The sequence below is a fragment of the Pontibacter sp. 13R65 genome (assembly GCF_047525655.1).
Classification (GTDB): domain Bacteria; phylum Bacteroidota; class Bacteroidia; order Cytophagales; family Hymenobacteraceae; genus Pontibacter.
Genome location: NZ_JBLIQL010000001.1, coordinates 293,257 through 306,749, shown reverse-complemented (window position 1 = coordinate 306,749; position 13,493 = coordinate 293,257). Strand labels below are relative to the sequence as shown.

Here is a 13,493-nt window from a genome sequence, read left to right as displayed (position 1 = left end):
AAAAGATGCTATGCCTTCTTGTCGCACCTCTTCAGTTCTCTTATTATTGTGCTTTCATCACACCTGTCTCTTGGTTCATAACACCTTACCTCTGTAATTCAAGCATTAGCATTCCTCCCAAGACTTCTTCTATAAACTTTTTTATTCTTTACACGTTCCACAAACGTTAAATTCACTATATATATGACATTATCATGAAATTGAACATACTTCTACTCTTATTACTATTAACATGTGGTTTCTCTCTTCAGGCACAGGATAACTCACCTTATAAAACCAACTGGAAAGTAGACGGACCTGTTACGGCTGTTGGCATGGGCCTTAGTTATTATGGCTTAACTCTAATGCAGGATAAAGCAGGCTTAACGCAGGAACAAATAGGCCAGCTAAACCGAAACGATGTGAACAGCTTTGACCGGTTTTCGGCTGGATGGGACTCTGAGCAGGCTAAAACTTTAAGCGACATACCTTTTTATACGTCGTTCGCCATGCCTTTTCTATGGGTAATGAACGATAATATCAGGAGCAATGCTGGCCAGGTATTCGCCTTGTATGTAGAAACTATGGCCGTAACTGGCGCACTGTTTACCATGACAAACGGCTTAAACCCTCGTACCCGCCCTATGATTTACAGTGCCGATGTAGATATGGCGGAGAAGATGCGGGCTAACTCCAGAAACTCCTTTTATGCAGGTCATACAGCTGCTTCTGCCAGTGCTAGCTTCTTCTTTGCCAAGATATTCCATGACTTTAACCCCGATTCGCCTGCAAGACCTTATGTTTGGGCTGCAGCTGCTGCTGTGCCTGCTACTGTAGGCTACCTGCGCTTAAGAGCAGGCAAACACTTCCTGAGCGATAACATAATAGGATATACATTGGGTGCAGCAGCAGGTATCCTGGTTCCTCAACTTCACAAGAAAACCAACAAGATGGGATTGTCCATTGCTCCTGTTATGGGCAACTTTATGGGGTACCGCTACGACGGAGCAGCCTTGGGCTACAGGTTCTAACGGATCTACCAGTACATGAATAGAATAAATTATTCTAATAAAAATAGCTTTCGGGAGGCATTATAGACTATTTTTCCTCTGGATGTTTCTTAAACTGGGTGTATTATGCAGGCATCTAATAAGCCTCCGCTGCAGAACCTTGAGGCCTAATGAATGCCTAAAGAATATGTAGCGCTTACCGGAATTATGCCTGAGAGGCAACTATGATACATTTAACAAAGGCCTCCCTAAGGCATAGGGTTTTAGTTTAGAATGCAAGCTATTAGTAGGAGACCTTGGTTCTTGATTCCCATAAATGCCTCCGGAAGGCCATTTTCATTAGAATAATTAGGATTTATTGCCAACAAGGTATCTATGTTAGCAATTAACCAGTAGCCAGAGAAGGAACCATTAGGAAAAGTTAAACCCATAATTCCTGCTCTGGCATAGCCGAGTTATTCAAAACCTGTACCTCGGTGGCCGGACACATGATAAATGGTACCATAGGGTTCTTCGTCGTCGCTGAACGAGACCTTAAAGTAAATGCTATCAGTTCTTGCTCCACTAACCATAGTGGCGTCCTTCATCACCTTGCCGTCAGCAATTGTTACTTGTGAGGCATATTCCTGATTAATTAATTCATTACCTGAGAAGGTCAGGCTTGCCATATCTACATTTGCTTTCACCTTAAAGGTCCAGAAATTACCATGATCATCTATCCAGATTTGCTGCCCATTGTTTTCTGCAGTATTATAAATTAACAGTTCTGTTTCGCCAATATCAAAGATATCTTCAAAAACACCGGGACTGGTTTCTACTTTATACGTTACTGTCCAGTCGCCAGAAACCGGGTAGGTAGAGGTGTATTCCACTTTTGGATCATCGTCGTCGTCGCAAGCGGCCAGAAAACCGACGGAGAGTAATATAGGGAGTATAAGTAAATTCTTGATTTTCATATGTCAGGATTTAATGTTGCAATTGATGCCTCCACTGTACTTATTCTTTTTCCCAGACTTTTACCTGATCGATAAGAGGAGGTGAAAAAGTTGGCCTCGTCATGCGCAAATCCAGGGTGCCATCTGCCAGGCGCGTACCGTACCCGTATATCGGCACCAGGCTCTCTTGCATTGGCACATTTAAATTTATGCCATCAGAAGTGAGAATATACCCGTCCAGTACCACGGTACTGCCTCCTCCCCAAAAATTGGTCGCATAAAAAACACCATCGCCAATTTTGGTGATATCAGACGCAGGAGAAGTACCACTCGTGTAGTGGCCGGAAAGATCAACAGAAGGATCCGGAGCAGCGTCTAACACAAATACAGTACGGGAGGTGCTTGCTGAGAAATTATCTGAGTTTGTAGCCGAGTAAGTAATAATATATATACCTGGCACATTCGTATCTATGGAGTTTGTATAGCTTACCAGAGACGGATCAGTTTGGGCAGGATCAATATAGGGGCTTCCAACAACAGAAGTCGTAACAGGAATATTTTCACCACCCTCGCTTGCCACTACGCCGGGTTCAACGTATTCTTCGCCTTTCACCAAAAAAACTGTCCCACCTGTCATCTCGAAGTCTGGATAGGATGTAATAAAGGAAATATTTGCTGTGTCATCATCTTTGTCGCAACCCAACAAGGAGAAACAGGACAATAGCACCAGAGCCGATACTATTATTTTATTTTCGTATTTCATGTTTTTACAGACAGAAAGAGTTTAACATTAGTCTTTAACATCCCACCAAACCGGAACTGAAATTTCCTTCAGGCCCGGGTAGCTTTGGTTTCGGATAGATTCTGTGTTCGGATAAAGTATCCGTTTTGGAATCACGTTTTCTGAAGCTGCCGCTGATAGTTCTATAAAACTTGGATATCCTGTTCTTCTATATTCTGTCCAGGCTTCGAACCCTTGCGTACCATTAAACGACAACCATTTCTGAGTAATTATCCGATCTACCTGCTCCTCCACAGGTGCACCTACAGGGTAGGCTACGCTTTGGTTCTGCAGCAAGGCATCTACTCCGGCAACGTTTTCGCCTAAATAATTAAAAGAGGCTCTAATACCTTGTGCATACAATTCGCTTGCATTACCGGTTCCGTTTGTCCAGCCCCGGGCTGCGGCCTCTGCCTGCAGAAAATAGCTTTCAGCTGCCGTAATAAAAGGAACAGCTGTGGTGGCACTTGCAACAGCAGGCCCCGGTTTAGAAACAGTGTTCGATTGAGCACCGGTCCTGGCTGGCGTACATTCCACGCCCTGATCAAAACCTACAAAAGTGCCTGCATTTGTACCTGTCTGTGCCGGCGCATAAAAATTGTCGAGTCTTGGATCGCCAGTTGTTTGCAGATAATTAAGGGCGGTATTACTGGCTACCACGTCTACGCCCCCTCTAAAAGTGACCTGTGTCTGAAAGAATGGATTTCTGTTCTGCGTCTGATTCACAAACGCAACAGCCGCTGTTTCTCCCATTCCAAGAAACTCAGCACCTGCTGCATACATTGCCTGTATGCCTGCACTGGCCACAGAAGGCCTCACATAGGTTTGCCGGATAAATATTTTGAGTTTTAGGGTGTTGGCAAACCTTCTCCAACGGTCCATGTTGCCGCCAAATACCAGGTCATCGCTCCCTGGAGTAGGAGCGTTATTATCAATTTTAGCAATGGCTTCATCGAGCAATGGAATCAGGCTATTATAAATTTCTTCCTGCGTCTGGTACTCAGGGTTCAGGTTCTGTATGCCTTCGAGCGCTGACGTAAACGGTACATCGCCCCAGGCATCTGTTATTACCTGAAAAGTATAGGCCTGCATGATCTGGCCTATGGCAGCATAATTCGGACTATTTCCCTCTTCGCCCTGATCAGCAATATATCTAAAGTCGTTAAGTGCCCCCGCGTACAGTTCCGCCCACACGCGCGTGTCGTAGTCTGAAGTTGTCATCTGATACAGCTCCAAGTCGCAGTATTGGTTTGCACCTCCGGCCTGCGTCCAGTGCTGCGCGAAAAAATTGCCCAGGAACTGAAACTGGTTCCCCAAGATATAGGCAACTTCACCTTGCGCGGCTGGCAGCGTTAGTGCAGGTGTAGATGAAGGAGGGTTGTTGGGGTCATCATTTATATCCAGAAAATTGTCACAAGACGTGAGGCTTAGAAAAACTGTTAATACAGTAGCCAGTATATATCTTTTACTTTTCATGATTTTGATTCGATTGTCTTAAAAAGTGACTCTGATGTTAGCACCCCAGGAACGAGTAGAAGGCGTACCGCTATAATCATAGCCTTGCAGGTTACCATTGCCAAAGTTGCTCACTTCCGGATCGATATAAGTATTCTCTTCAGGAGTCCACAGCATCAGGTTACGGCCAGATACACCCAGCTCTATATTGCCGAAAAAGGTTTTTTCAGTTATGGCAGCAGGCAGCTTATAAGATAAGCTTACTTCCCGCAGCTTTGTAAAAGAGGCATCAATGATGTTCGACCCCTCCGGCAGGTTTCCCCAATAATCGTAGAGGTTGTCGTTGGTAATTGGTGTGGTATTCTCTATGTACTCTCCTGTTGTTCCTACCTGTACCACAGAGTTCGGAATAATAAATGGCTGGCGGTCGTTGTACAGTGTTTCAGGAGCAGTACCTGCAAAACGTTGAGTGGCGCGTGTGCGGGAATATATTTTTCCTCCCTGGCGTGTATCCAAAACTACAGAAAGCCTAATCCCTTTGTAGGTCATCGTATTTACAAGCCCCCCTTGCCAATCTGGTTGAATGCTGCCCTGGTAGGTAGGTTCATCTGCCACGCGTGGTCTGCCTGTTGTTTCATTTACTACAATCCGCCCCTGTGGATCTCGCCTAATGTCGTCTGCTTTAAACATGCCATACGGCATACCTTCTGTGATCATGAGCGATGCAGCAATTAAACCTCCCAACGAAATTTCATTACCGCCATACACATCCTCTACCACGTTCTTATTCTTAGTATAGTTTACACTTAAATCCCAGGAGAAGTCGCTTGTTTCAATGATCATGCCTCCTACCAATAGTTCTATCCCTTTGTTTCTAACAGTTGCTGCATTCAGAAAAGCAGACCCATACCCTGTTGCAAAAGAAAGAGGTACATTTATAATCTGGTCTGTAGACTTAGAATCGTAGTAGGCAGCATCTATTCTTACGCGCTCGTTGAAAAGCCGCAAATCTGCTCCAATCTCCCAGGAACTAGTGTTCTCTGGTTTTAGCTGGGAGTTTCCTATCACATTGCTTACCTCAAAACCTGGTATACCGGCAAACGGGAAGTTCAGATCTGTACCGCCAAAACCATCTGAAATATTACCAGACACGAAAACAGACCGCGTACTGTAAGGCAGGGCATCATTACCTACATTGGCATAGTTAGCCCGAAGCTTAGCAAAATTTATAGGAGTAGATTCATTTAAATTCAAAGCTGAAGCGGCATCAAATGCCAGGTTTATGGATGGGTAAAAGAAGCTATTGTTACCTATTGGAAGTGTGGACGACCAATCGTTACGGCCGGTGAACTCTAACCAAACATAGTTTCCATAGCCAAACTTAGCAGAGCCATACACCCCCACTAACCTGCGCATTTCTCGGGTACTGGTTACCAGTGGTGTTCCAACAATATTGCTTAGCGACTGGTACTGGTTATTCGCCAGCGCATCTGCCTGTGCAAATAAATCATCTCCAGACCTCTGGTTTATGTTATTCCCAACTAATACCTCCAAACTTAGATTCTCTGTTAGATCCCGGCTATAAGAAATCATCAGGTCAGAGTTTGTTTCCCGGTTATAGATCTGCCTCTCTGTATACATACCGTTATCCCGCGTAGATGCATTCTGCCCCACTACATCCCGAATAGCCAAGAACTGCTTGCGGCGGTCAGTAAAGAAATCGGTACCTATACGGTAAGTCAGGTTTAAGTTGTTATTTACTTTGTAACCTAATGTAACATTCCCAAACATGCGATCTACATCGTTTTTGTACGTCTGGTTTCTTACAGCCCAATAAGGGTTTATGGTATAAGGGGAGTAAAAGCCTTCTTCATCGTTAAATGGACTTGTTAAGTCCTCTAGCTCCCGAACCGGAATGTCGCGCGGCGTCTGAACAATCTGGTTAAATACTGAATTTCCCTGGCCTGTCATGGCAAAGTCGCCATTAGATTTTGTGTAGGTTATAGAGACAGCAGAAGTAAAGTTGTTAGCCAAAGTAGCAGAACCTCTAAAGGCAAGCGTGTTACGGTTATACTTTGTACCAGGCACAATGCCCTTTTGCTGCGTATTAGAATAAGAAGCATAATAGGTTGCCTTCTCGCCACCACCTGATAAAGACAAACTATTGGTTGAGTTAGAACCATAATCAAAAAACTCTTTTATATTATCCGGCAATGCCACATAAGGCTTAACTTTTTGCTGATTGTTAACTACCTGCCCCCATGGCAATAGCTGGCCATTGAATCGTGGTCCCCAACTGGTGTTTTCCAACAGATCTGGCCCACCAAAAAATCCTTGTCCGTATTGGTTCTGAAAGGCAGGATACCGGAGCACGTCTTCAATCAGATAAGACGATACAAAGCTGACCTCCGCCTTTCTGTTAGTATTCCTTCCGGATTTGGTAGTAATCATAATTACTCCGTTGGCAGCCCGGGCACCATAAAGCGCAGCGGCTGCCGGTCCTTTTAGAATATTAATTGATTCAATGTCATCTGGATTAATATCATTGGCGCGGTTACCGGCATCGACCCCATTGTTAAGGTTATCACCAACACCGGGCGTACTGTTGGGAGAGCTATTATCAATAGGAATTCCATCTATAACAAACAGAGCCTGGTTGTTTTGCGAAATTGACTTAGCACCACGAATAACAACACGAGTAGAGGAACCTGGCCCTCCACCCTGGCTTTGGATGTTTACTCCGGCAACTTTGCCTTGCAATGCATTTAAGGCACTTCTATCACGCCCTTGAGTTAGCAATTCAGAATTTATTTGCTGCGTAGCATATCCAAGAGTTCGTTCTTCTTCCCTGCGGCCAAGCGCTGTAACCACAACCTCCTGCAACTGTTCTGCATCTACTATGAGGCTTACATTTACCACCGAGGCATCTCCTATTGCCTGCTCCAATACCTGGTAGCCTATAGCCCGGAAAACCAGTACAGATCCCTCCGGAGGAACACTTAGAGAAAAGTTGCCATCTATGTCGGCAGCGGTTCCAATTGTAGTCCCTTTAACTTGAACAGATACTCCTGGAAGGCCTTGCCTTGTAGCCTGATCCGTTACAGTTCCGGTAATTGTTCGACTTTGTGCAAACACCTGAACGACAAGCGCAAACACAAAAATGAAATTGAGCAGTACACTCTTCTTCATATTAGTACATATAGATAAAAAAGTATAGTATTTTGAATTAAGGATAGGAAATTCTCCAATAGCAGTAGGCAATTTTAAAAAGCTTTTATTAAAGCCATTACACTATTGGCGCTTTAGGTCCGAACACGGTATTAAAATGAGCGGGAGACAAGAATTAAGATTGCTTCCTAAGTAATGGACATGCGAACATGTTTTATTTACCTAAATTAGAACTGCAGTGAGTACATCAGCATTATGATCTCTACAAAAACTCACTTTGCCTGGTTTATCTGATAAATACGGAATTATTTAACTCAGGCAAAGGCGACTTGGGATATCAGTAATAGACTAGTAGCGGGAGGTGAAAATCTGCTTTACGAGAAAATACCTTTCTGGTTTATACCTAGAAGCCAGAAATACTTAAATAATTTATAACTTAGATAATATACGTAAAGTTTATCAGATAAGTAATGTATATAATAATTATATGACAACCTATAACAATTAGTTACAAGATAATATATTCTATAGTTAGAACTTAAGGCGCCTGATAACCTACTTCTGAAGCAAGGAAAACTTATTACAAAGTAAAAAAGGCTGCCCTTTAGGGGCAGCCTTTTTTACTTTGTAATAACTAAAGCAAACTATTGCACTAGTCTAGCTCTAACCTGTACTGGTATGATCGTTTCACCATTATCCAGCGTTACCAGGAACATGAAAGCAAGTTCGCCAGCTGGCTTAATTAGTTTATTTGCATCTGTTTTAGCAGCTTCACCTGTCTTAGCAGCAAACTCTTCCAGTGTAGTTGTAAACGTAGCTGTAGTTCCGTTTCCAGGAATTGCAGCAGTGTTATAGGCAGCAGTAGCACCAGTGCCACCAACTACTGCATTGTTTACAGTACCAGCGTTAATAGCAGTTGCACCTCCTACTACTTTCGTAATCTCTCTGATTGTTCTACCACTGTTTTCTGGAATAGAAAGTGTGAAAGTAATATTTCCACCTCCTGATATAGAATGCGTGATATAAGGGTTAAACCCGTAAGTAGTTGCACCAGGAAAAGTTATAGGCACTGCAGGTCTATTATCGCTGTTAAACACACCGTATTCTTTATCGCAAGAAGATAGCGTAACAGTGGCTAAAAGCATTAATATGATTATGATATTTTTCATCTTTTTCTTTAATTATTAGTTATAATTAATCAATATCCCACCATACTCGAACATTAGAGTATATATTATCTGGGAAGTTCGGGTTACGGGCCACTTCCTGGTCGATATACTGTGCTCTAACTGGTCTGGTACCATCTATACCAACTGCGTTTTGGTGAGGCGCAAGCGTTGGATAACCGGTTCTTCTCCAGTCGTTCCACTGTTCAACACCATTTCCTACCATGGATATGTACTTCTGAGTAATAATCTGAGCAATTTTTTCCTCATCAGTTCCTGCCAATGTTACAACAGTTGGGTTAGCTGTAAAATAAGCGTCTATATTAGCTGTAGTAACACCAGCAGCAGCCATTGATGCTCTGATACCTTCTTCATAAAGTGCTTGAGCATCACCGGCAGTTCCTAAACGGATTGCAGCTTCAGCTAAAATGAAAGCACGCTGCCAGTTAGTTAGTAAGCGTACAGGTGCTGATCCGTCACCACCTGTTACGAATGTTCCAAACTTTGATCGGTTAGCAGCAGCAGGAGCTGTACCTCTGAAACCATTATCAATTGTTACAAATTCCCCAGTAGGTCGTGTAATAAACAATGTGTCTCGTGGATCTTTCATATCTTGAAGCAGCGTACGAAAGCGGGTACTGATCATTTGATCATTACGAAATGAAGACACATTAGTGTAAGTGTGGATAGGATTCTGACTACCTACTTGACCACCAAATTTCACAGCTAAGTTCTGTTCGTTGCTCACAATGTAACTTCCTCCTTCGATTACATCAGAAATAACTTGTTTAGCAACATTTGGTTCAACTCTGCTTATTTGCATTGCAAGTTTAAGCAATAGCGTATTTCCAGCGCGTTTCCAGTAATCCATATTGCCACCATACACTAGATCATCTGTTCCTGGTTTAGTAGCACTTTCCAGCTCCAGATCAGCTAAACCTTCTTTAACCAAATCAAACAAGCTTTGAATTCCTTCCGCTTCATTTCCTAAGTAAATATCACGCTGTGAGTCTAAAGCAGGCTGGGTATTGGCATCTCCTTGCAAGGCTTCAGAATAAGGAACATCACCCCAAACATCAGTAGCTATAGAGTAGGTATAAGCCTTCATGATTTTAGCTATCCCTATATAGGCAGGAGAGCCCTCCAATTCGGCTGCTTTAATTAATTCATTGTAATTTACTAAAGCGCCGCCATAGATTTCAAAACGCCATTGGTTACCAAAATCAGCTCCATTAGTATTATAAATGTCATAAGTTGCTGGACTCCCAAGTACTCCTGCTGTTACACTCATAATGGCACTTGTAAAACGGTTCAACTCGTTTGCATTAGCAAATGCTGATCCAGCCAAACCAGTTGGAAGCAGTGTAGTAGGAGGAACTGCTAGAGGAGAATTCGGAGTTTCGTTGATATCCAAGAAGTCTTTGCAAGAGACTAATGATGCCGAAAGAGCAAGTGTTACCCCGACTAATATATTTTTATTTATCAATGAAAATTTCATATAGGTCCTTTTAATTAAAATGTTACGCGAAGGTTAATACCGTAATTTTTAGTTGTTGGTATACCGTTCATGTCCATACCCTGGATGTTACCGGCACCTTGAGTGTTGATCTCAGGATCTGAAGGGAAACCTGGAGCATATAGTAATAAGTTTCTTCCGCTTACACCCAGAGTAACACCACCAAATGGAGTTTTAGTTAACAAGTTAGCTGGCAGAGAATAAGATAAAGAAACTTCTCTTAATCTGTAAGCGGTAGCATCAAATACAGCACCTTCAGAAGCAAGGCCACCTAAGTTAGTCCAGTAAGCTTGAGAAGAAACCTGGATGTTATTAGGGCGGTAAGTCCCGTCAGCATTGGCAATAACACCAGGTAAAATACGTGGCTGATCGCGATCAACACCGGTTCTTTCAGCATGACCACCTTGTCGTAAATCTACTTGAGAGAAAGAGTAGATCTGGCCACCTTTATTTATATCAAACAGAGCAGACAAATTAATCCCTTTGTAGCTAAAAGTGTTTGTAATACCTGCAACATAATCTTTTTGTGGGTTAGATATAACTTGACCCGCTACACCAGGTACAAAGGCACCGGTCAAACCATTTACCAAAAGTTCTCCAGCATCATTTCTGGCATTAGCAGTACCAATAACCACACCGTAAGGGTAACCTACTGCGATAGAAGGAGCAATACCAATAAATGAGTTACCAGTAATAGTAGAGTTGTCAACACCAGGAGAAATAGAAAGTACCTTGTTTCGGATACGTGTAAAGTTTACCATAATATCCCACTCAAAGTCACTTGTTCTGATTGGCGTACCTGATAACTGAAGCTCAATACCTCTGTTTCTCATCTCGCCAATATTGGTAGTTCTGGTATCGAAACCAGATGCATTTGAAATAGCTACGTTAAAAATTTGACTTGTACTGGTAGCATTAAAGTAGGTAAAGTCTACACCAACACGGTTGTTGAAGAAACCTAAGTTTAAACCTGCTTCATAAGAAGTTACAAATTCAGGCTTTAGGTTCATTGTACCTATTCTAGAATCAACTTGGAAACCAGGGATACTTGTTCCTCCTACAGAAATAGGGAAGTTGATACTAGCTAAGTTATTACCAAAGGTTGAACGAGTGTAGAATGTTTGCAATAAATAAGGGTCTGCATCACGACCAACGCGCGCTATGTTACCTCTAACTTTAGCATAAGAAAGAATGTCTGATTCAATATTGAAAGCTTCTGTAGGCACAAAGCTTAACGCAGCAGATGGGTAGAAATAGGCATTATTAGCTGCAGGTAAAGTAGAAGACTGGTCAACACGGGCAGAAAGTTCCAAGAACAAGTAAGATCTATAGTCTAACGATAACTGTCCGTAATGTCCTATCAGTCTTCTTCTGAAATTTTCCTCATAAGAGTTATTGAATACACGGCCGCTGCTTACGTTATCAAAACCACCAGGAACAGTTAAAGATTCTGCAACTACGCCAGACTCTTTGTTAGATCGCTGGTTGATATTTTGGCCAAGCAATAAGCTAGCATTTAGTCCTTCTGTAAAGATGTCGTTTTTACGAGCAGTGATGAGTAAGTCACCATTAAGTTCTGATCTTGTTCTTAAGTCTTGATCGATTTGGCCTTGTGGGGCTCTTGCAGAGCCTATTCTTAACACCTGACGTCTTGTGTCAGTGTATGTATCAGCAGTTACACGGTAGCTTACATTCAACCAATCTGTAAAATCATATCCTATAGAAAGATTACCAAATACACGGTCAACATTGCTTTCAAAGAACTCATTCTCTAGACTCCAAAGTGGGTGATTTTGCCCATCTAAAAAGTAAACGCTTCTACCAAATTCATCTAGGTGATCCATACCCATTAAGTTGAAGCTCCTTGGCACACGGGTAATCTGACCAAATGCACTACCTCCATTACCCATAGTAGCACCTTTTTGCGATGTCTTCACATACGTAACAGTACCACCAACTTTAATACCATTGTTCAGTTTAGAGTTACCTCCTACTTGTACACTGTGTCTGTCGAAACCGCTTTCACGAACAACACCTTCCTGCAATGTGCTGGAAAGAGAGGTGGCAAAGTTGTTGTTCTCGTCACCACCAGCTATGTTAAGTGAATTTTGAAGAAGTTTACCTGTTTGGAAGAAATCTTTAATGTTATTTGGGTAAGCCTGATAAGGCACCGACTCTCCCCAAACTGTAGTTACATTTTCTAAACCAGGAGTTCCAAAACGTGGACCCCAAGAATTCGTAGAGTTATTTACGTAGTTATTCTGAGTTCCCTGGCCGTACTGGTTCTGAAGTTCTGGCAAGAAAGCAATGTTCTGAAAGTTAACAGATGAGTTGAAAGTAACTTCTGTTTTACCTTTCATACCTCTGCCGCTCTTGGTTGTGATTACAATTACACCGGCAGATGCTCTTGAACCATATAGTACTGATGCAGCAGGTCCTTTCAGAATGTTGATAGACTCAATGCTTTCAGGGCTGATATCAGAAAGACGGCTAGATGGCTGCGAACCAAACAGAGTGTTCTGCGAATTGTCTACATCGTTGCTAAAGATAATACCGTCTACTACAATGAGTGGCTGATTGCTACCATTGAAAGAAGTGATACCACGGATGTTGATGTTAGTAGAAGCACCAGGAGCACCAGATGAGCTAGTGATGTTAACACCTGCTACTTTACCTTGCAGGGTATTAAGAACGTTTGGCTCAGAACGCTGTGCAACAGCATCTCCTTGTACGCTTTGTGTGGCATAACCTAACGAGCGTATATCTCTTTCAATACCTTGTGCTGTCACTACTACTTCATTCAGCTGCTCTGCGTTTACAGAAAGTACAACAGATACAGTAGAAGCATCACCAACCGCACGCTCTACTGATCGGTAACCAATAGCACGGAAAATAAGAGTAGGATTCTCTGAAGGCACAGCAACAGAAAAATTGCCATCAATGTCAGTAGCAGTACCTGTCGTCGTACCCTTTACTTGAATGGAGACACCGGGAAGTCCCTGCCCCGTGGCCTGATCAGTTACAGTACCTGTAACTGTCCGACCCTGTGCAAACGCCTGAACGACAAGCGCAAACACAAAAATGAAATTGAGTAGTATACTCTTCTTCATACTTGAGTTGTTTAGATTGTAAAATGTTTAAGATAGGATAGTTTATTTTTCAAATATATAAAGCAATAACCAATTTAAAAACTTATTAATAATTTTTTTGTCACAGACTGAAAATTCAAAAATTTTCAAATACAAACGTTAATTTTTAAGCAATTCCTAAATAACTAACGTTTGTTATTTCATTTTTACTTCTAAAATAATATAATTTTATACTGAAACGAATCGCTTACTTTAGATCTAATTAGAGAGGGAAAAAAGGGTTATATATTAAGAAATTGTAAAGCGTTGACAATCAGACCGAACCAAAATATAAAAAATTGTTAAAAATCAGTGCAATCCCACCTCAAGCCACGAAATAATACATAGCACAATG

Annotated in this window: 8 protein-coding genes; 1 reads left to right on the top strand and 7 read right to left on the bottom strand. The window is 42.2% G+C overall.

The features are described 5' to 3' along the window. The first annotated feature begins 194 nt into the window (after nucleotides 1–194). Nucleotides 195–1,010: a phosphatase PAP2 family protein gene (locus ACMA1I_RS01315; protein WP_337066428.1), complete on the top strand. Its 816-nt coding sequence runs from the start codon at nucleotides 195–197 to the stop codon at nucleotides 1,008–1,010. Nucleotides 1,011–1,444: 434 nt separating this feature from the next. Here ACMA1I_RS01315 and ACMA1I_RS01310 read toward each other — a convergent pair whose 3' ends face one another. The 7 genes from ACMA1I_RS01310 to ACMA1I_RS01280 form a co-directional block, all read right to left on the bottom strand. Further along, a complete protein-coding gene (locus tag ACMA1I_RS01310; RefSeq protein WP_337066426.1) occupies nucleotides 1,445–1,945 on the bottom strand; it encodes a lipid-binding protein in 501 nt (166 codons plus the stop codon). A gap of 40 nt (nucleotides 1,946–1,985) precedes the next feature. Then, nucleotides 1,986–2,687 (bottom strand): immunoglobulin-like domain-containing protein, encoded by a 702-nt coding sequence (locus ACMA1I_RS01305; RefSeq protein ID WP_337066425.1) that lies wholly within the window; start codon nucleotides 2,685–2,687, stop codon nucleotides 1,986–1,988. Between the two features lie 27 nt (nucleotides 2,688–2,714). After that, nucleotides 2,715–4,181, bottom strand: coding sequence for a SusD/RagB family nutrient-binding outer membrane lipoprotein (locus tag ACMA1I_RS01300; protein ID WP_337066424.1), 1,467 nt, complete (start codon nucleotides 4,179–4,181; stop codon nucleotides 2,715–2,717). Between the two features lie 18 nt (nucleotides 4,182–4,199). After that, nucleotides 4,200–7,349, bottom strand: coding sequence for a SusC/RagA family TonB-linked outer membrane protein (locus ACMA1I_RS01295; RefSeq protein ID WP_337066423.1), 3,150 nt, complete (start codon nucleotides 7,347–7,349; stop codon nucleotides 4,200–4,202). Between the two features lie 623 nt (nucleotides 7,350–7,972). After that, a complete protein-coding gene (locus ACMA1I_RS01290) occupies nucleotides 7,973–8,497 on the bottom strand; it encodes a hypothetical protein (RefSeq protein WP_337066422.1) in 525 nt (174 codons plus the stop codon). A 25-nt stretch (nucleotides 8,498–8,522) separates the two neighbouring features. Beyond that, nucleotides 8,523–9,992, bottom strand: coding sequence for a SusD/RagB family nutrient-binding outer membrane lipoprotein (locus tag ACMA1I_RS01285; protein WP_337066421.1), 1,470 nt, complete (start codon nucleotides 9,990–9,992; stop codon nucleotides 8,523–8,525). Between the two features lie 14 nt (nucleotides 9,993–10,006). Next, nucleotides 10,007–13,120 carry a SusC/RagA family TonB-linked outer membrane protein gene (locus ACMA1I_RS01280; RefSeq protein ID WP_337066420.1) on the bottom strand — a complete coding sequence of 1,038 codons (3,114 nt, stop codon included), beginning with the start codon at nucleotides 13,118–13,120 and terminating at the stop codon, nucleotides 10,007–10,009. Between the last annotated feature and the right edge of the window lie 373 nt (nucleotides 13,121–13,493).

Coding starts and splice junctions, on each gene's coding strand:
- ACMA1I_RS01315 (WP_337066428.1), top strand. CDS start 195: ATGAAATTGAACATACTTCTACTCTTATTACTATTAACATGTGGTTTC.
- ACMA1I_RS01310 (WP_337066426.1), bottom strand. CDS start 1,945: ATGAAAATCAAGAATTTACTTATACTCCCTATATTACTCTCCGTCGGT.
- ACMA1I_RS01305 (WP_337066425.1), bottom strand. CDS start 2,687: ATGAAATACGAAAATAAAATAATAGTATCGGCTCTGGTGCTATTGTCC.
- ACMA1I_RS01300 (WP_337066424.1), bottom strand. CDS start 4,181: ATGAAAAGTAAAAGATATATACTGGCTACTGTATTAACAGTTTTTCTA.
- ACMA1I_RS01295 (WP_337066423.1), bottom strand. CDS start 7,349: ATGAAGAAGAGTGTACTGCTCAATTTCATTTTTGTGTTTGCGCTTGTC.
- ACMA1I_RS01290 (WP_337066422.1), bottom strand. CDS start 8,497: ATGAAAAATATCATAATCATATTAATGCTTTTAGCCACTGTTACGCTA.
- ACMA1I_RS01285 (WP_337066421.1), bottom strand. CDS start 9,992: ATGAAATTTTCATTGATAAATAAAAATATATTAGTCGGGGTAACACTT.
- ACMA1I_RS01280 (WP_337066420.1), bottom strand. CDS start 13,120: ATGAAGAAGAGTATACTACTCAATTTCATTTTTGTGTTTGCGCTTGTC.